20 protein-coding genes and 1 pseudogene are annotated in these 20,275 nt (G+C 69.8%); 13 read left to right on the plus strand and 8 right to left on the minus strand.

Features of this window, described 5'->3' with window-relative positions; genetic code table 11:
* Positions 1–88: 88 nt before the first annotated feature.
* The 5 genes from ACSQ18_RS10035 to ACSQ18_RS10055 all read left to right on the plus strand — a co-directional run bounded on the left by ACSQ18_RS10035 (position 89) and on the right by ACSQ18_RS10055 (position 6,138).
* Positions 89–913, plus strand: a complete 825-nt coding sequence (locus tag ACSQ18_RS10035; RefSeq protein ID WP_144808620.1) for an ABC transporter ATP-binding protein — start codon at positions 89–91, stop codon at positions 911–913.
* Entirely contained in the window at positions 910–1,728 is an 819-nt protein-coding gene (locus ACSQ18_RS10040) for an ABC transporter ATP-binding protein (protein WP_436037148.1), read from the plus strand. Before ACSQ18_RS10035 ends, ACSQ18_RS10040 begins: the two co-directional genes overlap by 4 nt.
* A complete protein-coding gene (locus ACSQ18_RS10045; protein WP_436037150.1) occupies positions 1,725–2,819 on the plus strand; it encodes an ABC transporter permease in 1,095 nt (364 codons plus the stop codon). The genes ACSQ18_RS10040 and ACSQ18_RS10045 overlap by 4 nt, the downstream gene beginning before the upstream one ends.
* A 98-nt stretch (positions 2,820–2,917) precedes the next feature.
* The gene (locus ACSQ18_RS10050) at positions 2,918–3,850 is read left to right on the plus strand and encodes an ABC transporter permease (protein WP_436038425.1); all 933 of its coding nucleotides are present in this window, start codon (positions 2,918–2,920) and stop codon (positions 3,848–3,850) included.
* On the plus strand, positions 3,847–6,138 hold the full coding sequence (locus ACSQ18_RS10055; protein ID WP_436037151.1) for a glycoside hydrolase family 3 N-terminal domain-containing protein: 2,292 nt from the start codon (positions 3,847–3,849) through the stop codon (positions 6,136–6,138). The genes ACSQ18_RS10050 and ACSQ18_RS10055 overlap by 4 nt, the downstream gene beginning before the upstream one ends.
* 133 nt (positions 6,139–6,271) lie before the next feature.
* On the opposite strand, the gene ACSQ18_RS10060 is transcribed toward ACSQ18_RS10055, so the two are convergent.
* A complete protein-coding gene (locus ACSQ18_RS10060; RefSeq protein ID WP_436037153.1) occupies positions 6,272–6,841 on the minus strand; it encodes a DUF3027 domain-containing protein in 570 nt (189 codons plus the stop codon).
* Complete coding sequence (locus tag ACSQ18_RS10065) at positions 6,825–7,208, minus strand: cold-shock protein (protein ID WP_144808629.1); 384 nt, start codon at positions 7,206–7,208, stop codon at positions 6,825–6,827. Before ACSQ18_RS10065 ends, ACSQ18_RS10060 begins: the two co-directional genes overlap by 17 nt.
* Before the next feature lie 123 nt (positions 7,209–7,331).
* On the opposite strand from ACSQ18_RS10065, the gene ACSQ18_RS10070 reads away from it, so the two are divergent.
* The 3 genes from ACSQ18_RS10070 to ACSQ18_RS10080 are packed head-to-tail and all read left to right on the plus strand — an operon-like array spanning position 7,332 to position 10,993.
* Positions 7,332–7,598 (plus strand): multidrug ABC transporter ATPase, encoded by a 267-nt coding sequence (locus tag ACSQ18_RS10070; RefSeq protein ID WP_436037154.1) that lies wholly within the window; start codon positions 7,332–7,334, stop codon positions 7,596–7,598.
* A gap of 1 nt (position 7,599) precedes the next feature.
* Positions 7,600–9,324 (plus strand): helicase-associated domain-containing protein, encoded by a 1,725-nt coding sequence (locus ACSQ18_RS10075; protein ID WP_436037156.1) that lies wholly within the window; start codon positions 7,600–7,602, stop codon positions 9,322–9,324.
* A 25-nt stretch (positions 9,325–9,349) separates the two neighbouring features.
* Entirely contained in the window at positions 9,350–10,993 is a 1,644-nt protein-coding gene (locus ACSQ18_RS10080) for a DNA repair helicase XPB (RefSeq protein ID WP_436037157.1), read from the plus strand.
* On the opposite strand, the gene ACSQ18_RS10085 is transcribed toward ACSQ18_RS10080, so the two are convergent.
* Positions 10,954–12,069 carry a CPBP family glutamic-type intramembrane protease gene (locus ACSQ18_RS10085; RefSeq protein WP_436037158.1) on the minus strand — a complete coding sequence of 372 codons (1,116 nt, stop codon included), beginning with the start codon at positions 12,067–12,069 and terminating at the stop codon, positions 10,954–10,956. The two genes, ACSQ18_RS10080 and ACSQ18_RS10085, sit on opposite strands and share 40 nt — an antisense overlap.
* Before the next feature lie 67 nt (positions 12,070–12,136).
* On the opposite strand from ACSQ18_RS10085, the gene ACSQ18_RS10090 reads away from it, so the two are divergent.
* From ACSQ18_RS10090 to ACSQ18_RS10100, 3 genes are all read left to right on the plus strand, one after another.
* Positions 12,137–12,829, plus strand: a complete 693-nt coding sequence (locus tag ACSQ18_RS10090; RefSeq protein WP_144808639.1) for a response regulator transcription factor — start codon at positions 12,137–12,139, stop codon at positions 12,827–12,829.
* A 154-nt stretch (positions 12,830–12,983) separates the two neighbouring features.
* Entirely contained in the window at positions 12,984–14,597 is a 1,614-nt protein-coding gene (locus ACSQ18_RS10095) for a sensor histidine kinase (protein WP_436038426.1), read from the plus strand.
* Between the two features lie 153 nt (positions 14,598–14,750).
* The gene (locus ACSQ18_RS10100; protein ID WP_144808643.1) at positions 14,751–15,038 is read left to right on the plus strand and encodes a WXG100 family type VII secretion target; all 288 of its coding nucleotides are present in this window, start codon (positions 14,751–14,753) and stop codon (positions 15,036–15,038) included.
* Between the two features lie 64 nt (positions 15,039–15,102).
* Here the strand turns inward: ACSQ18_RS10100 and groL are convergent, their stop codons facing one another.
* The 5 genes from groL to ACSQ18_RS10125 all read right to left on the minus strand — a co-directional run bounded on the left by groL (position 15,103) and on the right by ACSQ18_RS10125 (position 19,137).
* On the minus strand, positions 15,103–16,722 hold the full coding sequence (gene groL / locus ACSQ18_RS10105; protein WP_144808645.1) for a chaperonin GroEL: 1,620 nt from the start codon (positions 16,720–16,722) through the stop codon (positions 15,103–15,105).
* Between the two features lie 127 nt (positions 16,723–16,849).
* A complete protein-coding gene (locus ACSQ18_RS10110) occupies positions 16,850–17,896 on the minus strand; it encodes a DUF3048 domain-containing protein (RefSeq protein ID WP_436037159.1) in 1,047 nt (348 codons plus the stop codon).
* A 28-nt stretch (positions 17,897–17,924) separates the two neighbouring features.
* On the minus strand, positions 17,925–18,131 hold the full coding sequence (locus tag ACSQ18_RS10115) for a cold-shock protein (RefSeq protein ID WP_144808649.1): 207 nt from the start codon (positions 18,129–18,131) through the stop codon (positions 17,925–17,927).
* A gap of 172 nt (positions 18,132–18,303) precedes the next feature.
* A complete protein-coding gene (locus ACSQ18_RS10120; RefSeq protein WP_436037160.1) occupies positions 18,304–18,864 on the minus strand; it encodes a LytR C-terminal domain-containing protein in 561 nt (186 codons plus the stop codon).
* Positions 18,865–18,873: 9 nt separating this feature from the next.
* Positions 18,874–19,137, minus strand: coding sequence for a DUF3263 domain-containing protein (locus ACSQ18_RS10125; protein WP_436037161.1), 264 nt, complete (start codon positions 19,135–19,137; stop codon positions 18,874–18,876).
* Between the two features lie 112 nt (positions 19,138–19,249).
* On the opposite strand from ACSQ18_RS10125, the gene msrB reads away from it, so the two are divergent.
* Both msrB and ACSQ18_RS10135 read left to right on the plus strand, forming a co-directional pair.
* Complete coding sequence (msrB, locus tag ACSQ18_RS10130; protein WP_144808655.1) at positions 19,250–19,651, plus strand: peptide-methionine (R)-S-oxide reductase MsrB; 402 nt, start codon at positions 19,250–19,252, stop codon at positions 19,649–19,651.
* A 10-nt stretch (positions 19,652–19,661) separates the two neighbouring features.
* Positions 19,662–20,204, plus strand: a pseudogene (locus tag ACSQ18_RS10135) (nitroreductase family protein); the annotation flags it as partial.
* Positions 20,205–20,275 lie beyond the last annotated feature (71 nt).

Raw genomic sequence — 20,275 nt, forward strand, 5'->3', positions numbered from 1 at the left:
GCGCCCTCACCCCCAGCGCCCTCACCCCCAGCGCCCTCACCCCCAGCGCCCTCACCCCCAGCGCCCTCACGAAAGCGAGCACGCCCCGATGAGCGACCCCCTCCTGTCTGTTCGCGACTTCTCCGTCGTCTACGACGTCGATCCCCCCGTCGCCGCCGTCTCGAACGTCTCCCTCGAACTCGAGCGCGGCGAGATCCTGGGTCTCGCCGGCGAGAGCGGCTGTGGGAAGACCACGCTGGCCTACGGCATCCAACGACTCCTCAAGGCGCCCGCCGTCATCACGAGCGGGTCGGTCGTCTTCCACGACGCATCCGGCGAGGACGTCGACATCAGCGCCCTCGACGCCGAGCGGATGCGGGCGTTCCGGTGGGACAAGATCTCCATGGTCTTCCAGGGCGCGATGAACGCCCTCAACCCCGTCGCCACGATCGGCTCACAGCTCGAGGACGTCTTCGAGGTGCACCGCCCCTCGCTCACCCGCGCCCAGCGCCGCGCCGCGGTCGTCGACCTCCTCGACATCGTCAAGGTCGGCGGGCAGCGCATCCGCTCCTACCCCCACGAACTCTCCGGCGGCATGCGCCAGCGCGTCATGATCGCCATGGCCCTCGCGCTGCGCCCCCAGCTGATGATCATGGACGAGCCGACGACCGCTCTCGACGTGCTCGTCCAGCGCGAGATCCTCCGCCAGATCTCCGACCTGCGACGCGAGTTCGGCTTCTCCGTCATCTTCATCACGCACGACCTCCCACTCCTGCTGGAGATCAGCGACCGCATCGCGATCATGCGGGAGGGTCGCGTGGTCGAGCTCGCGACCGCGGAACGCATCTGGAACGACCCCCAGGACGACTACACCAAGACGCTGCTGGCCTCGTTCCCGCGTCTGACCGGCGAGAAGGGAGTGGTGGTCCGATGACCCTCCTCGAGTTCGACCACGTGACCAAGATCTACTCCGTGCGAGGAGCCGGCCAGCTGACCGCGCTCGACGACGTCACCTTCACCCTGCAGTCGGGGCAGACGATCGGCCTCGTCGGCCAGTCCGGCAGCGGAAAGTCGACGATCGCGAAGATCCTCACCCAGCTGGAGGTGCCCACGCGGGGCGAGGTCCGCCTCGACGGCGTCCCGATCGCGCGTCGGGGCAAAGGGCTGCGGCGCTACCGGCAGCAGCTGCGCATGGTCTTCCAGGACCCGTTCGCCTCGCTCAACCCGTACCATTCCATCCGCCACCACATCGCGCGACCGCTGCGCCTGGACGATGTCGTGCCCGCGGGCGAGACCGAGGCGGAGGTGCGGCGACTCCTCGAACGCGTGCGGCTGACCCCGGATGCCGTCATCGACCGCCGTCCGCACGAGCTCTCCGGCGGTCAGCGCCAGCGTGTCGCCATCGCCCGCGCTCTCGCGTCCCGTCCGAAGCTGCTCGTCGCCGACGAGCCCGTGTCGATGCTCGACGTATCGCTTCGTGTCGGCGTGCTGAACCTGCTCGCCGATCTGCAGCGCGAAGAGGGCCTCGGGGTGCTCTACATCACCCACGACCTGGCGACCGCCCGCCACTTCAGCGACGAGATCATCGTGCTGAACCAGGGGCGCATCGTCGAACAGGGACCGGCCGACGACGTGATCCTCCGCCCGAAGGATCCGTACACGCGCGAACTCCGCGCCGCATCACCCGACCCCGAGAAGCACTTCGCGGCATCCGCCACCGGCGGCCAGACCTTGGGAGGAACCCTGTGACCGCCGTCGAACCGCAGCTGCCCCCGATCGACGACCCTGCGACGACCGCGGATCCGCTCGAGGTGGGAACGACGGCGACGACGGCCGTCAAGGGCCGGTCGCGCATCCCGTGGCGTTTCCTCGGCGGACGGGCGGCGTTCTACCTGTTCACGCTGTGGGCGGCGATGACGATCAACTTCTTCCTGCCGCGGCTGATGAAGGGCGACGCCGTAGACCAGTACCTCGCGCGCAACCGCAACGTGAGCCCGGAAGCGGCCGAGGCCCTGCGTGCGCTGCTCGGACTCGACACGGACAAGAGCCTCTTCCAGCAGTACCTCGACTACTGGGCGCTGCTCCTGCGCGGCGACCTGGGTGTGTCACTGCTGCACGGTCTCCGGCCCGTCACCGAGGTGATCGCCGGGGCGCTGCCGTGGACCATCGGGCTGGTCGGTTTCGCCACGATCATGTCGTTCCTCATCGGCACCGTCGGCGGCGCGATCGTCGGGTGGCGCCGCGGCAGCCGCCTCGACGGGCTCATCCCGCTGACGACATTCCTCAGCACGATCCCCTACTTCTGGCTGGGCCTTCTCGCGATCGCGCTGTTCTCGGTCAACCTGAAGTGGTTCCCCATCGGCAAGGCCTACGGCGTCGGCGTGGTGCCTGAGTGGTCGCCAGAGTTCATCGGCGAGGTCATCCACCACGGCACCCTGCCCGCGCTGACCATCATCATCGCCTCGCTCGGCGGCTGGATGCTGGGTATGCGCAACATGATGCTGACCGTCCTCGACGAGGACTACATCACCGTCGCGCAGGCCAAGGGGATGCCGAACCGTCGCGTCCTGTGGCGCTACGCCGCCCGCAACGCCGTGCTCCCGCAGATCCAGAGCTTCGCGCTGTCGATCGGCTTCATCGTCGGCGGCACGATCGTCATGGAGATGGTCTTCAGCTACCCGGGGGTCGGCAAACTGCTCCTGGACGCCACCAACGCGAAGGACTACGCGCTCATGCAGGGCGTCTTCCTCGTCATCACGCTCTCGGTGCTCGTCGCGAACATCCTCGCCGACGTCGCCTACGCGTTCCTCGACCCGCGCACCCGCCAGACGGAGGCCTGATCATGACCGCCACGACACGCACCGAGACGAGCCCGACCGTCCGCGGCCCCGCCACGACCGAGGTCACCTGGCGCGGCCGGCTCGGCAGCGCCTTCGCGATGTTCCGCAACCGCAAGTCGGTCACGGGGCTGCTCATCCTCGGCTTCTTCGTGCTCATCGCGATCTTCGCCGATGTCCTCGCGCCGTACTCGCCGACGAAGGTCGACAACACGGCGAGGTTCCAGCCGCCGTCGGCCGCACACTGGCTCGGTACGACCCACATCGGCGAAGACGTGCTCAGTCAGGTCATCCACGGCACGCGCGGCGTGCTCGTCGTCGGCTTCCTCGCGGCGATCATCGCCACCGTCATCGCGATCGTCGTGGGCGTCATCTCCGGCTACCTCACCGGATGGCGCAGCGAGAGCCTCTCGGCGCTCACCAACGTGTTCCTGGTGATCCCCGGCATCCCTCTCATCATCATCGTCGCCTCCACCTTCGAAGACCCCCCGCTCATCCTCATCGCGGCAGTGCTCGGCCTCGTCGGCTGGGCGTGGGGCGCCCGCGTGCTGCGCGCGCAGACGATGTCGCTGCGCAACCGCGACTTCATCCAGGCGGCCCGCGCCAACGGCGAACCACTTCGCCGGATCATCGCCGTGGAGATGCTGCCGAACCTCATGGCGCTCATCGCCGCGAGCTTCGTCGGCACCGTGACCGCGGCGATCCTCGGCCTCACGACGCTGTCCTACATCGGCGTCATCCCCGTCGACACCTACAACTGGGGCACGATCCTCAACTGGGCCAGCGCCCAGGGCGCGTTCCGTCAGAACCAGTGGTGGTGGTACCTGCCTCCCGGGCTGTGCATCGCCGCGATCGGCGTCGCCCTGTCGCTGATCAACTTCGGCATCGACGAGTACGTCAACCCGCGACTGCGATCGGCCGGCGAGCGCGCACGGGCGATGAAGAAGAAGGGCCTCGACGTCAACGAGGCCGTGACCGCCGTGCGCACCACCGAGCCGCACCTCTCCCCGACCCCCAAGGATCACACCCCATGACCACCGTCGACCTGACCACCGCCGCGTACCTCGACGCCCGCCTGCCCGTCGAGGAGCGGGTCGCCGACCTCCTGAGTCGCATGACCCTCCCCGAGAAGGTCGGGCAGATGATGCAGCTCGACGCGCGCGAAGACCTCGACGAGATCGTCCATGGCCGCCACGCCGGCTCGATCCTGCACACCTCGCCCGAGAAGGTGCTGCGGGCCGCAGAGCTGACGGCGCAGACGCGCCTGCGCATTCCGCTGCTCGTCGCCGAGGACTGCATCCACGGGCACTCGTTCTGGGAGGGCGCGACGATCTTCCCCACCCAGCTGGGGATGGCCGCGACGTGGGACTCCGACCTCGTGGCGCGGGTCGCGCGCGCGACCGCCGCCGAAGTCGCCGCGACCGGCATCCATTGGACGTTCTCGCCCGTGCTGTGCATCGCTCGCGACCTGCGGTGGGGGCGCGTCGACGAGACGTTCGGCGAGGACCCCTACCTCATCGGCGAGCTCGCCGCCGCGATGGTGCGCGGCTACCAGGGCGGCGGACTGGACGACCCGGATGCCATCCTCGCCACGGCCAAGCACTTCGCCGGCTACTCCGAGACGCAGGGTGGACGCGACGCGAGCGAGGCCGACATCTCCCGCCGCAAGCTGCGGTCGTGGTTCCTGCCGCCGTTCGAGCGTGTGGCCCGTGAAGGATGCCGCACGTTCATGCTCGGCTACCAGACGACCGACGGGGTTCCGATCACGATCAACGACTGGCTGCTGAGCGACGTGCTGCGCGGCGAGTGGGGCTACACCGGCACCCTCATCACCGACTGGGACAACATCGGCCGCATGGTGTGGGAGCAGAAGGTACAGCCCGACTACGCGCACGCCGCGGCGGCAGCGGTCAAGGCCGGCAACGACATGGTCATGACGACGCCGAAGTTCTTCGAGGGCGCTCTGGACGCCGTTGCCGCGGGCATGCTCGACGAGGCCGACATCGACCGCGCCGTCGCCCGCATCCTCACCCTGAAGTTCCGGTTCGGCCTCTTCGAGAACCCGCGCCTGCCCGACCCCGACCGCATCCGCAGCGTGATCGCGTCCTCGACCCACTCCGACCTCAACCTCGAGGTCGCGCGGCGGTCGCTCGTGCTCCTCCGCAACGACGGCACCCTGCCGATCGAGCAGTCGCCGATCGAGCAGCCGCCGATCGACGCCGCGGTCGCCGCGGTCGCCGCGAAGCGGATCGCGGTGGTCGGCCCGCTCGCCGACGACGCGCAGACGCAGTTGGGCGACTGGGCGGGCTCTTCCGGACAGGTCGACTGGATGCCCGAGGGTCACCCTCGCCACCAGATCACGACCGTGCTCGACGGCCTGCTCGACCTCGTCCCCGCGGGGTGGAGCGTCGCCTACACGCCGGGAGCCGGCATCCTCGATCTCTCCGACGACCCGGCCGGAGTGTTCCCCGACGGACAGCCGCGTCCGCCGATCGTGGTCCCCCGCGAGCCGGATGCCGCGGAGATCGCCGAAGCCGTGGCGCTGGCCGAAGCATCCGACGTCGTCGTCGCCGTCGTCGGAGACCGCATCGAGCTCGTCGGCGAGGGACGCTCGACGGCGACCCTCGAACTCATCGGCGGCCAGCGCGCCCTCCTCGAGGCCCTCGCGGCCACCGGGAAGCCCCTGGTCGTGGTGCTGCTGGCATCCAAGCCTCTCATCCTGCCCGACGCGGTGCGCGACGCGTCGCTCGTGTGGGTCGCGAATCCGGGGATGCAGGGGGGTCGCGCGATCGCCGAGCTGCTGCTCGGCCGCATCGAGCCGCAGGGCCGTCTGCCGATCTCGTTCGCCCGCCACGCCGGCCAGCAGCCGACCTACTACAACCAGATCCGCGGCCAGCACGGCGACCGCTACGCCGACCTCACCCAGAGCCCTGCGCACGCGTTCGGCGAGGGTCTGTCGTACACCACCGTCGAATACGGCGACGCGGAGATCCTGACACCGTTCGTCACGGCGGACGAGGCCGTGCGCGCACGCGTGACGCTGCGGAACACAGGAGGTCGCCCCGCGCACGAGGTCGTCCAGGTGTACGTGCGCGACAGCGTGACCTCGGTGAGCTGGGCGGACAAGGAGCTCAAGGCGCACCGACACGTCGACGTCGCCCCGGGTGAGACGGCGGTCGTCGAGGTGGAGGTCTCCGCGGCGGACTGCACGATCGTCGACGCGTCGGGTCACCGCATCGTCGAGCCGGGCGCCTTCGAGCTCCTCATCGGGCCGTCGTCGCGCGACGAGGCGCTCCAGCCGGTGCGGTTCGAGATCCGCTGACGGCGCGAGCCGGCCAGACGTTTCGTCTCGGTCGCTCCGCTCCCTCGCTCAACGACCGGAGGCGCTCACACCCCGGTCGTTGAGCGGCGCACCCCCGGTCGTTGAGCGAGCGCAGCGAGACGAAACGCCGACGTCAGTCCTCGTCGTCCTCGTCCAGATCGACGTCATCCGCGGACTCATCGAGTTCGTCGATGTCGACGCCGTCCACGTCGCCCGAGTGGAGGATCGGCGACCCGTCGGAGTCGAAGTCCGCCGCGTCGAGGTCGTCTTCGTCGTCGTCGTCGTCGAGATCGTCTTCGTCGTCGAGGTCCACGTCGTCGTCGAGATCGTCCTCGCCGTCACCGTCGACCGCAGCATCGCCCTCAGCCTCGGCCAGCGCTGCTTGCGCGGCCTGGTACTCGGCGAGCCGTTCGGCCCACGGCACCCACTCGGGGGCGAGCAGCGCACCGTCGCCGGGCATCAGCTCCACCTCGAGCACGGTCGGCTCGGCATCGTCGACGACGGCGACGCTGACCGTCCAGAACCAGTTCGGGTACCCCGAGAGCCGGTTGGCGAACCGCAGCGAGACGACGCCGCCGTCTTCGAGCGTGTAGCCGGCGGGCTCGCCGATGGATGCCTCGGGGGTCACCTCGAGGAGCGCGGCGCGCGCGAGATCGTGGGCGGCCAGCAGCCGCTCGTCGACCGGATCAGGCGTCGAGGTCATCAGCGACCTTGCGCAGGATCGCGGCGACCTTCTTGCCGTGGGAGCCGCTGGGGTAGCGCCCGTGGCGCAGGTCGCCGCCGATGGTGTCGAGCACCTTCACGAGGTCTTCGATCACGACGGCCATGTCGTCGGCCTTCATCCGGTTCCGCTTGGACAGGCTCACGGGCGCGTCGAGCACGCGGACGGCGAGGGCCTGAAGCCCCTTGCGCCCGTCGGCGACCCCGAAGTCCACGCGCGTTCCGGCCTTGAGCGACTCGGTACCGGCGGGAAGCGCCGTCGCGTGCAGGAAGACGTCCTGGCCGTCATCGGTGACGATGAAGCCGAACCCCTTCTCCTCGTCGTAGAACCTGACCTTGCCGGTGGGCATCTCAACCTCGCTGCGAACTGCTGGGCCCGGAACACGACGCGCGCGCCCGGGCAGGATGGAAGAGGGGCCACGAGGCCCCGTACCCAGCCTACGCCACGGCGCTCAACCGCTAGGCTGAGTCCGATGAGCACGTCTCCCTCTCGCGACGAACTTCCCGTCCGCCGCATCGACCGCATTCTGGCGACCATGTCACTGTCGTTGCTGGCGCTGTCGTTGCTGTGCTTCGCCGCCATCATCATCGGGACGTCGTCCGGAGCGAAGTTCGATGAGGGCCTGTGGCCGACGATCGGCGTGATCGTCTACATCGCTCCGATCCTCGCGTTCGCGATGCTGTTGAGCGTGGTCATCATGACGTTCGTCCGGAGGGCACGGGCCGGCAAGGGCCGCTGACGTGGCCGCTCCCGACGCGCGGACGCTGGCGACCCACCTCGCCTCGCTCGACGATGCCGCACTGACGGAGCTGCTGACCGTCCGCCGCATCCCGGCCACCGCCGCGTGGGACGACTTCTTCGACGCGGCGGACGCACTGCTCGATCCCGTCTCCATCGCGCGCGGTGTGGCGGCGCTCCCCCGCCAGGACGCGGCGGCGCTTCTCGACGCGGTGAACGCATCGAACGCCGGGCACGAAGCCGCCGTTCCCGCAGGGGCCCGGCGTGAGGCTCTCACCCGACGCGCGCTGGTCGCCCCCGACGGCGTGCCGTACGGAGCCGTCGTAGCCGGATGGGCCTCGGTCCCGACCGCCGACACCACGCCCCCGGTGACACCTGCGGGTGAGGACGAGGCCCACGCCGCAGAACGTGCTTTCGCCGCGGCCACCTCCCTGGCCGACATCCTGCAGGCGGCACTCGCGACGCCCCTCTCTCGTATCGGGTCGGGCGCGCTGGGCGCCGCGGAGCGCCGTCGCCTGATCGAAGACGGCGCCGTCGACAGCCCCGATTCCGCCGACGACCTGGTCGAGATCGCCGCGACCGCCGGCCTCCTCGCCGACGTCGACCACCACTGGATCGTGACCACGGACGGCGACAGATGGCTCGGCGAGCGCACGGTCACGCGCTGGCACCACGTCGCGCTCCGCCTTCGTGCGGCGCTGCCTGCCGCGCTTCTGGGCACCGATGGCTGGATCGAGGTATCCGAGTGGCGCGGCGCCTACCCCTTCGATCCCGCGTGGCCGGCGCGCGCCGACCGCTGGCGGGCCCTCCTGCAGCGCTGGGCCGTGATCGGCCCCGACGGCCGGAGTGCGGCGTGGGCGGAGGGCGTCCGCGACGGCGCGGGCGGCGACGAGTCCGCCCTGCAGGCGCTCCTGCCCGCCGAGGTTGATCGCGTCTTCCTGCAGAACGACCTGACGGCCATCGCCCCCGGCCCTCTCGAGCCGCAGCTCGACCGGCGCCTGCGGACCATGGCGCTGCGGGAGACGCGCGCCCAGGCATCCACCTACCGGTTCACGGCCGACACCCTGAGCGCCGCGCTCACGACCGGTGAGACGGCGGAGTCGGTGCGCCGATTCCTCGCCGACCTCTCGCTCACAGGTGTCCCCCAGCCCCTCGAGTACGAGATCGATCGCAGCGCGCGGCGGCACGGGAGCATCCGCGTCGGGCCCGACTGGTCGGGTCGCACGCAGGTGACCGCGCTCGATCCCACGACGCTCCCGGCGCTCGCCGTGGATCAGGCGCTCCGACCGCTCGGCCTCACGCCCCACGGCGACGTCCTCCTCAGCCGCAGCAGCCCTGACACCGTCTTCTGGCTGCTGGCCGACGCCCGTTACCCCGTGGTGGCCGTCGACGCCGACGGCGCCGTCCGCACGCTCGACCGTCGTCGCCTCGCTCCCACCCCGCCGGATGCCACGGCATCCCCCGATGCGTACGCACCACTGCGAGAGCGGCTGCGCGCCGCCCACGCCGCCGACGCCGACACGGCGTGGCTCGGGCGCGAACTGGAGCAGGCGGTGCGCGCCCGAGCGGTGCTGACGATCGTCGTCCGCCTGCCCGACGGCGGCGAGCGCGAGATCACGATGGAGGCGACCGGCCTCGGAGGCGGCCGTCTGCGCGGCCGTGATCGGGTCGCCGACGTCGAGCGCACGCTGCCCGTCTCGAGCATCGCGAGCGTGCGTCCCGCGTGACCTGCGGCCGGTAGACTGGCACGTTATGGCTGACGGCCCCCTCATCGTGCAAAGCGACCGCACCGTGCTGCTCGAAGTCGCCCACCCGGCGGCCGAGGACGCGCGGCACGAGCTCGCGATCTTCGCCGAGCTCGAGCGCGCACCCGAGCACATTCACACGTACCGCATCACGCGGCTGGGACTGTGGAACGCGCGCGCGGCCGGTCACGGCGCGGAGGACATGCTCGCCACCCTCGACCGCTGGTCGCGGTTCCCGGTGCCGGCCTCGGTGTCCATCGACATCCGCGAGACGGTCGGCCGCTACGGCCGGCTCGTCATCGAACGTGGCGACGAGGGAGAGCTCCTCCTGCGCTCCACCGACGTCGCGGTGCTGGCCGAGGTGTCGAAGAACAAGCGCATCCAGCCCCTGCTGATCGCCCACCCCGCTCCCCACGTGTTCGTCATCGACGCCTGGGCGCGCGGACACATCAAGCAGGAGCTCCTCAAGATCGGCTGGCCCGCGGAGGACCACGCGGGATACACGCCCGGCACCCCGCACGAGATCGATCTCGCCGAGGACGGCTGGACGCTCCGCCCGTACCAGCGCAAGGCCGTCGACATCTTCAGCGAGGGCGGTTCGGGTGTCGTGGTGCTTCCGTGCGGGGCGGGCAAGACCCTCGTCGGCGCGGCAGCGATGGCCGACACGAAGACGACCACTCTCATCCTGGTGACGAATACGGTCAGTGCCCGGCAGTGGCGCGACGAGCTCCTCAAGCGCACGAGCCTCACGCCGGAGGAGATCGGCGAGTACTCGGGGCAGGCCAAAGAGGTCAAGCCCGTGACGATCGCGACCTATCAGATCCTGACGGCGAAGCGGAAGGGCGAGTACGCGCACCTCGCGCTGCTCGACGCCCTCGACTGGGGCCTCATCGTCTACGACGAGGTGCACCTCCTCCCCGCACCGGTGTTCAAGCTGACGGCCGACCTACAGGCCCGCCGTCGCCTGGGCCTCACCGCGACTCTCGTGCGCGAAGACGGCCGGGAGGGCGATGTCTTCAGCCTCATCGGCCCCAAACGCTTCGACGCCCCCTGGAAGGAGATCGAGGCCCAGGGTTTCATCTCCCCCGCCGTCTGCTACGAAGTGCGCGTCGACCTTCCGGCATCCGATCGTCTGGAATACGCCGCGGCCGCCGACGACGAGCGCTACCGCCTGGCGGCGACGGCGCACGCCAAGATCGGCGTCGTGCGCGACCTCGTGGCCAAGCATCAGGGTGAGCAGATCCTCGTGATCGGCCAGTACCTCGATCAGATCGACGTCCTCGCCGACGCGCTCGGCGCACCGCAGATCACGGGAGCCACTCCCGTCGACGAGCGCGAAGAGCTGTACGGCGGGTTCCGCGAGGGACGCATCCCCGTGCTCGTGGTCTCGAAGGTCGCGAACTTCTCGATCGACCTGCCCGAGGCCTCCGTCGCGATCCAGGTCTCCGGGTCGTTCGGATCACGGCAGGAGGAGGCTCAGCGCCTGGGGCGCCTCCTGCGGCCGAAGACGAGCGGACACACCGCGAGCTTCTACACGCTCATCGCCCGCGACACGGTCGATCAGGACTTCGCGCAGAACCGGCAGAGGTTCCTCGCCGAGCAGGGGTACAGCTACACGATCCTGGATGCCGACGGGCTCTCCGCGGCGTAGCCGCCACCGGGCGACGGTGCGGTCGGAGCCGACGCGAGCGCGTACGGCGGCGTGGGTGCCGGCGTGACGATGACGGTTCGTCCGAGCCGCGAGCGGCGGAACAGCCACTCCACGACGGCGGTGTAGACACCCACCAGCAGCGTGGAGAAGACGAAGCTCGCCCAGCCCGGGGAGCTCGCGTTGACGTCGGAGAGGCCCGCGAGGCCCAGCAGGAACGCCAGCAGGTTGTTGACGACGTGCAGGGCGATGGCCGCCTCGAGCCCGCCGGTGCGCCACGTGAGCCAGCCCGCGGCCACGGCGAACACGCCGACGCTCAGCTGCCCCAGGGGGTCGTACAGGTGTCCCAGCACGAACAGCGGCACCGGCAGCAGGATGGCGAAAGCGGGATGCCGCAGCCACCGCCCGATGGCCTGCATGAGGTAGCCGCGGAAGATGTACTCCTCCGCCGTGGCCTGCAGCGGCACGAGCACGAGGAGCACGACGAGCGTCGCCCACAGGGCCGGGTTGTCGTCGGGGGCGACGAGGCCCGAACCGTCGGTGACGCCTTCGGCTCCTCCGGGGAGCAGGAGGGAGAGTCCGCTCATCGCGACGGCGACGACGGCGGCCGCCGCAGTGGTCAGCAGCAGCCACCGCCACCGCAGCCGTCCCGCGGCCGAGGAGATGAACCCGAGCTTGCCGCCCTGCACGATGAGGGAGGCGAACACGTACGACGGGAGCATGGTGACGATGCTCAGCAGCAGGAGCGCCACGAGCAGCGGCTCGGTGAGGTCGAAGGAGACCTCGGTCGTGAGCGTCAGCATCCGATCGGCGAAGCCGGGGTCGGTGAGGGCGGCGACGACCATGAAGACGCCCAGCACCACGGTGAGCACGGCGTAGAACGCGATGGCCAGGAGGCCGGTCACGAGCGGCGTCCACCACGCGCGGCGGCGACGCGCGAAGCCGAGCCGGTGGAACGCGAGGCCGCCGACGATGGCGTCGACGGGGAGCGGCTTGGGCGCCGCGGGCGCGGCGACCGCGGGCGCGGATACGAGGGCGGGTGCGGCGGGGACCGTGGGAGGTTCGGGCGGCAGCGTCATACCTCCATCATGCCCGGCGTCGCTGCGCTTCCAGCATCCGCAGGGAATCCGATGCCAAGATGGGCCTATGAACGCTGCGCGCATTCTCGTCGTCGACGACGAACCGAACATCCGGGACCTGCTCGTCACGAGCCTGAGGTTCGCCGGCTTCCAGGTCCGAGCCGTCGCCAACGGCGCCCAGACCATCTCGGCCGTGCTCGAGGAGGAACCCGACCTCATCATCCTCGACGTCATGCTCCCGGACATGAACGGCTTCAGCGTGACCAAGCGCCTCCGCGGCGCGGGCTACACGGCGCCGATCCTGTTCCTCACGGCGAAGGACGAGACCGAGGACAAGATCGAGGGCCTCAACGCGGGGGGCGACGACTACGTCACCAAGCCGTTCAGCCTCGACGAGATCGTCGCCCGCATCCAGGCGATCCTGCGCCGTACGATGCAGGCCGACGAGGAGTCGACCATCAAGGCGGGCGAGCTCACGATGGACCAGGACACGCACGACGTGCTCGTGGGCGACATCTCCATCGATCTGTCTCCCACCGAGTTCAAGCTCCTGCGCTACCTCATGCTCAACCCCAACCGCGTGCTCAGCAAGGCGCAGATCCTCGATCACGTGTGGGAGTACGACTTCAACGGCGACGCCGGCATCGTCGAGAGCTACATCTCCTACCTGCGGCGCAAGATCGATCCGCACTCCTCCGAGCCGCTGATCCAGACCAAGCGCGGCTTCGGCTACATGCTCAAGACCGGGAAGACGGTCTGACCCGCACGTCCGAGGGGACTTCGACCTGAGCGGCACCAACACCACGACCGACCGCCTCACCTCCTGGTGGCGCGGCACGAGCCTGCGCGCGAAGGTGACCGGCGTCACCGTCGCCGTGCTCGCGATCGGCCTGATCTCCGCCGGTGTCGGCACGATGGTGTTCCTGCGCAACTCCCAGCTCTCCTCCCTCGACGCCTACCTCAAGCAGTTGGCGCCGACGGACGTCGCGAGCACCGTGTTCGACATCGAGATCTACGACGGCGTTCCCATGTTCATCGAGAAGGATGCCGCGGGCACGCAGTACTTCGTCGCCGTCTACGGCCCCGACGGGGCGCTGAAGGCGACGGCGGGCGACAACGGTCCCGCACCCGCCTTCCCGGAGGTGTTCACGCTGCAGGAGACCCTCACGACGGGCACCGAGCCGTTCGACCTGCAGTCGACCGACGGCGCGGCGAAGTTCCGCGCCAGCGTCGACTTCCTCCCGCCGCTGGAGGGTGTGCGCGACAACTACTCGCAGATGGTGGCAATTCCCCTGACGAGCGTCAACCAGACGGTCGCGAACTACATCGGCATCTACACGATCCTCGCGATCCTCACGATCCTGGCGGGGGCGTTCGCCACCCGCAGTGCCGTGACCCTGGCGTTCCGCGGGCTCGGTCAGGTCGAGGAGACCGCCATGTCGATCGCGGCGGGCGACTTCCGGCAGCGCATGACCGACATCGCCCCCGGCACCGAGGTGGGACGTCTGAAGACCGCGATCAACGCCATGCTCGACCGCATCGATCACGCGCTCGGGCAGCGCGACGCGTCGGTGCGGCAGATGCGACGCTTCATCGGCGACGCGAGCCACGAGCTCCGCACGCCGCTGGTGACCGTGCGCGGGTATGCCGAGCTGTACCGGATGGGCGCCATCTCGGGCGACGAGCAGACGGCGCAGTCCATGGAGCGCATCGAGAAGGAAGCCGTGCGCATGGGGGCACTCGTCGAAGACCTGCTGGCCCTGGCCCGCCTCGACGAGCGGCGTGACATCGTCATCCTCGACGTCGACCTCCGGCCGATCGCGCGCGACGCCGTGCTCGACGCGCGCGTCACCTCTCCCGACCGCACGGTCACGATGATCGACGAGACCGTCGTGGTGGCCACCGTGACGGGAGCGCCCTCGACGGAGACCGCTCCGCACGCCAAGGACACGGCCCTGCGCGGGCGCCGCTCGGGGGCGAGCCTCGCCGATGCGACGCGGTCGATCCTCCGTCGCCGCTCGCGCTCGGCGGCGCCTTCCGAGGCGGACGAGGATGCCGTGCTCCCACCCGCCGCCCCGGCGTCTGCGGCGCGGCGCGTCGTCGACCCGATCGTCCTCGGCGACGAGAACCGCGTACGCCAGGTGGTGGCGAACCTGCTCGCCAATGCCCGCCGCTACACCCCCGACGGAAGTCCGATCGACGTGGGCGTCGGCGTCGACGAACGCGCCGGCATGGGGTGGATCGCAGTGATCGACCACGGCGACGGCATCCCCGAGCAGATCCGCGACAAGATCTTCCAGCGATTCTGGCGTGCCGACACCTCGCGCACCCGCGAGACCGGCGGGTCGGGCCTGGGACTGTCGATCGTGGCGTCGATCGTCGAAGCCCTCCACGGCTCGATCGAGGTCACCGAGACCGCGGGCGGCGGCGCCACCTTCCGGGTCTCGTTCCCGCTGGCGACCCCGCGCCCGGTCGAGGAGCATCTCCTCATCGAGACGCAGCCGCTCCCGCGCCTCCGCGAGAACTGACGCCGTCCCGCACCCGCGCCCCCTCCCCGGACACCGACGCCTCCTCCCCAGGGACCGCGCCGTCGTAGCCCTCCGCAGGACCGCGGATGCCGCGGCATCCGCTCGCCCGATGCGGCCTAGCCTCGGGGCATCCGACAGGAGAGGAGCCAGAACATGGCCGTATTCAGCGTCGACTCCGACGCGGTGATGTCCGCCACATCGGCCGTACGGGCGACGGGCGATCGACTGCAGTCCGACACGGCGGCGATGATGTCGCAGCTGACCCAGCTGCAGGGTTCGTGGACCGGGTCGGCCGCCGTGGCCTTCCAGTCCGTCATCGAGCGGTGGAGGGCCGCACAGCGCGAAGTGGAGACGGCGCTGGCCGACATCAGCGGCGCCCTCGGGCACGTCGCGCGGCAGTACGCCGACACGGAGTCTGCGGCCACCGGCATCTTCCGGTGACGCAAGAAGGGCCCCTCCGTGGAGGGGCCCTTCTCGTCAGTGCTTCTCGATCAGTGCTTCTCGATCAGAAGTCCATGCCACCGGTCGGGTCGCCGGCCGGAGCCGCGACCTTCTCGGGCTTGTCCGCGACGACGACCTCGGTCGTGAGGAACAGGCCGGCGATGGATGCCGCGTTCTGCAGCGCCGAGCGGGTGACCTTTGCGGGGTCGATGATGCCGGCCGCGAACATGTCGACGTACTCGCCGGTCGCCGCGTTCAGGCCCTGGCCCACGGGGAGCTCGGAGACCTTGTTGGCCACGACGCCGGGCTCGAGACCCGCGTTGAGGGCGATCTGCTTGAGCGGAGCCTCGATGGCGACCTTGACGATGTTCGCACCGGTCGCCTCGTCGCCGACGAGCTCGAGCTTGTCGAACGCCTTCTTGCCCGCCTGGATGAGCGCGACGCCACCACCGGGGACGATGCCCTCCTCGACGGCCGCCTTCGCGTTGCGGACGGCGTCTTCGATGCGGTGCTTGCGCTCCTTGAGCTCGACCTCGGTCGCCGCACCCGCCTTGATGACGGCCACGCCGCCGGCGAGCTTGGCGAGACGCTCCTGGAGCTTCTCGCGGTCGTAGTCGCTGTCGGTGTTGTCGATCTCGCGCTTGATCTGCGTCACGCGACCCTCGATCTGAGCGGCCTCGCCGGCACCCTCGACGATCGTGGTCTCGTCCTTCGTGACGATGACCTTGCGAGCGCGGCCGAGCAGGTCGGTCGTGGCGTTCTCGAGCTTGAGGCCGACCTCTTCGGTGACGACCTGGCCGCCCGTGAGGATGGCGATGTCCTGAAGCTGGGCCTTGCGACGGTCGCCGAAGCCGGGAGCCTTGACGGCGACCGACTTGAAGATGCCGCGGATCTTGTTCAGCACCAGGGTCGCGAGGGCTTCGCCCTCGACGTCCTCGGCGATGATGACGAGCTCCTTGCCCTCCTGGATGACCTTGTCGACGATCGGCAGAAGGTCCTTGATGTTCGAGATCTTCTGGTTCGCGATGAGGATGTAGGGGTCTTCGAAGACCGCTTCCTGACGCTCGGGGTCGGTCACGAAGTAGGGGTTGATGTAGCCCTTGTCGAAGCGCATGCCCTCGGTGAGCTCGAGCTCGGTGCCGAACGTCTGCGACTCCTCGACGGTGACGACGCCCTCCTTGCCCACCTTGTCGATGGCCTCGGCGATGAGCTCGCCGATCTCGGGGTCGGCGGCGGAGATGGATGCCGTGGCGGCGATCTCCTCCTTGGTCTCGACCTCCTTGGCCGACGCGAGGAGCTCGTCGGAGAGGGCCTTGACGGCCTTCTCGATGCCCTTCTTGAGCGAGATCGGGTCGGCGCCGGCCGCGACGTTGCGCAGGCCCTCGCGCACGAGCGCCTGAGCCAGGACCGTGGCGGTCGTCGTGCCGTCACCGGCGACGTCGTCGGTCTTCTTCGCGACCTCCTTGACGAGCTCCGCGCCGATCTTCTCGTACGGGTCGTCGAGTTCGATCTCCTTGGCGATCGAGACGCCGTCGTTCGTGATGGTGGGAGCGCCCCACTTCTTCTCGAGCACGACGTTGCGACCGCGGGGGCCGAGCGTCACCTTGACGGCGTCGGCCAGGATGTTGAGGCCGCGCTCGAGACCGCGACGGGCCTCCTCGTCGAAAGCGATGATCTTTGCCATGTGTGTGTCGTCCCTCCCGGACGTAGGCGATGTCTTTAGCACTCAATGACATCGAGTGCTAAATCATTCTGGCACTCGACCATGGGGAGTGCAAGCCGCGGGCTCCCGGCCCGACACACGGCGACCGCTAGCGGACGATATCGACCGATCCGCGCTCGGGGACGAGCTCGACCCACGTGTTGCCGGGGGCGAGCGTGACCTCGGCGCCGTCGGAGTCCCGAAGACGGATGGGCGCATCGCGGTTCTTCTTCGACCACGACACGCGGATCGTGCGCCCGTCGGTCGATACGGTCCCCTTGCCCTTCCCGACCAGGCGCGTCCGCGGGACGGTGCCGTACTCCACCTCGACGGTCAGCGTGACCACGTTGGTCGCGCGCAGCTGCGTGCCACCGGCATCCCGGTCCTTGTTCCCGTCCTGCCAGCGCAGGTACTTCCCGGCGTCCGCATTCCATCGCCAGGCACGGTCAGACTGGTACGAGAACTCGATGTCGAGCCCCTTGGTCTTGGAGCCGTCGGTGCCCGCGGAGGACGACGCGGCATCCTCGGAATAGGCGAACTGCTGCTTCGGCGGGTCGATCTTCTTGTACTCGGCGCGCAGCTCGCGGGCCCGCACGACCACGTTGTGCGGCGCACGCTTGGCCGTCGAGCGGTACATGAACCGGTCGTCCGCGCCGCCGTGGATCGACGTGTGCAGATCGGTGTCCCGGATCATCTGCACGAACTGGGCCTTGCCGCCGGAGAAGGCGATGATGCCGCCCAGCGGACCGACGATCTCGGGGTCCATGGGACGGATGCTGCGGATCGGGCCGATCTCCTTCGGCACGTCGGAGAACCACACCGCGACGTAGCGCGTGATGCCGCCCTCGACGAGCTCCTCGTAGACGATGTCGGTGCGCTCGAGCCCCCACTGCGGCCGTGCGTCCCAGTGATTGTCGATCTTGGCGGCGAGCGCCGGTCCCGTGATGTCGGCCAGCGGCACCTCCGTCCCCCGCAGCGGCGAAGCGCCCGTCGTGGGCGTCGGCGTCGGGGTCGGCGTGGGAGTCGGCGTCGGCGTGGGGGTGGCCGTCACCGTCGGTGACGGAGCGGCCTCCGTCTCGGGCGAACAACCGAGGAGAGTCATCGCCGCGACGGACAGGGCCGCGAGGGCCGCGACGGAGCGCAGAGGGAGGGTCACCCGGGCAGGATAGCCGAGCGCGGTGACGTCAGGCGGTCACGACGCGGACGGACTCGGCCTGGGGGCCCTTCTGCCCGGTGCCCACGGTGAACTCGACCGTCTGCCCCTCTTCGAGCACGCGGAATCCCGACATGTCGATGTTGGAGTAGTGGACGAAGACGTCCTGGCCGTCGACGACCGTGATGAAGCCGAATCCCTTCTCGGCGTTGAACCATTTGACGGTGCCCTGCGTCATCTTTTCTATCCCGTCATGCGAATCTCAGTGGTGCCATAAAGCGGTGGAACGTCGCAATGCTAACGACGCCCCGATACGCGCAGCCGCCGTTCCGGCAACTGTTGACACGCCTGCACCGAAGTCTTCACACGCAGGAAACACGGCGGATCGGGTGGGATTCGCGAGGGCGACCTCAGTCGGTGTTCTCGACGCGATCCATGCCGATGACGATGACCAGCTGCTTCAGCTCGTCACCGTCCTGGTAGGCCTCGCTGAACTCGACCTCCGCGCCCCCGATCGACTGGGCGAGGCCGCGCGCGGCGCCCTCGTCGTCTTCGGCGGCATAGAACACGGTCGTGGTCGGGAAGTCGTGGGAACCGGCATCCCCGGCGGTCACGTCGTCGGCCGACCACCCTGCGGCGACCACATCGGCACTGACGCTGGCACCGAGGGTGTCGTCGGTGGAGGCGTTGAGGACGAGCACGGTGTACGACGGGTCGACCACCGGCGTGGCGGTCGGGCCTTGCGTCGGCACGACCGCCGCCGGCGGTGCGGCGGCGAAGCGTCCCGTGACCCACAACGTGCCCAGGATGCCGAGGGCCACGAGGACGACGGTCGCGACGAGCGCCCACAGGAAGATGCGGCCGCGACGCATGCGCGGCTGCTCGGCACGGTGCGCTCCGACGCGACGCGCACCGCTCTCGGCGGGATCGGGCAGCGTGTCGAAGCGGTCGCTCGGGTGCTCGTTCGGCATCCCGCGATTCTATCGGCCCGCGCGATGCAGGCCCGGGCCGGGGGCCGTGACAGCGACCGACTGCTGCGCCTCGCGCATGCGGCGCAGCCGGTGCACGAGCATGGGCGCGTATGCGAGCGCATCCGCGTCGTCGACGAGACGACCGAGCAGTTGGTAATAGCGCGCTGGTGTGAGCGCCAGTTCTTCGCGCACGGCCTCCTCCTTCGCGGCGCCGTGGCGGCCCCAGCGCGCCTCGAAGTCCAGGAGGACGCGGTCGCGGTCGGAGAGGGGCACGTGTCCAGGCTAGACACCTCCCGCCGAGGACGCGGGAGCGCCACTCGATGCACGCCGGAAGGAACAGGAAGGGGCAGTGTCGGGTTGAATGGAGTGGACCTAAGGAGCTGCCATGACGTACAGCGTGAACAAGACCGACGAGCAGTGGCGCGAGGAGCTGACCCCCGAGCAGTACGCGGTGCTGCGACAGGCCGGCACGGAGCGCGCCTGGACCGGCGAGCTGCTCGACGAGAGCCGCGCCGGCCTCTACACGTGTGCCGCGTGTGGAGCGGAGCTCTTCCAGAGCGGCACCAAGTTCGACTCCCACTGCGGGTGGCCGAGCTTCTACGAGTCGGTGCGCCCGGAGGCGGTCGAACTCATCGAAGACCGCAGCCACGGGATGGTGCGCACGGAGGTGCGGTGCGCGACGTGCGGCTCGCACCTCGGGCACGTGTTCCCCGACGGCTTCGGCACGCCCACGGGCGACCGCTACTGCATGAACTCGCTGTCACTCTCGTTCGCACCCGAGAAGTGACGCCCGAGAGGTGAACGGGGCCCTGCAGGCCGTTCGCGCCCGGCGGTCGTGGTCGAAGGTGACGGATGCCGCTCCCACCCGCGCGGAGCTGCTCACGCTCGTCTCGGCCGCCGGGCGCGTCGCCGACCACTCGTCGCTGCGTCCGTGGCGCCTGATCGAGCTGCGTGGCGACGACCGCCATCGCCTCGGCGAGGCGCTCGCGCTCGCGCAAGGCGACGACCGGCCGTCGACGAAACCGCTTCGGGCACCCCTGCTGATCGCGGTGGTCGCGAGCTTCCGGCCGAGCACGAAGGTGCCCCGCTGGGAGCAGGAGGCCGTGGCATCCGGAGTCGCCCACATGCTCAGCCTCCTCCTCGACGAAGCCGGGTGGGGGGTCATCTGGCGCACCGGGCGCGAGACGCGCTCGACTCCCGTCGCGCGCGCTCACGGTCTCGGCGACGACGAGGAGCTGCTGGGCTGGCTGTACGTCGGCGGAAAGCCCGCCCACAGTCGTCCCGGTCGCCGCGCGGCGCTGGATGCCGCACCCCTGGTGACGCGCATGCCCTCGGCCGCGCGGATGCCGTCGTCGACGACGCTCGAAGGGGCGGCGGACGGCGAGGAGCCGCCCACCACGGTCGCGACAAC

It is taken from the genome of Microbacterium sp. LjRoot45 (assembly GCF_964253325.1).
Taxonomy (GTDB): domain Bacteria; phylum Actinomycetota; class Actinomycetes; order Actinomycetales; family Microbacteriaceae; genus Microbacterium.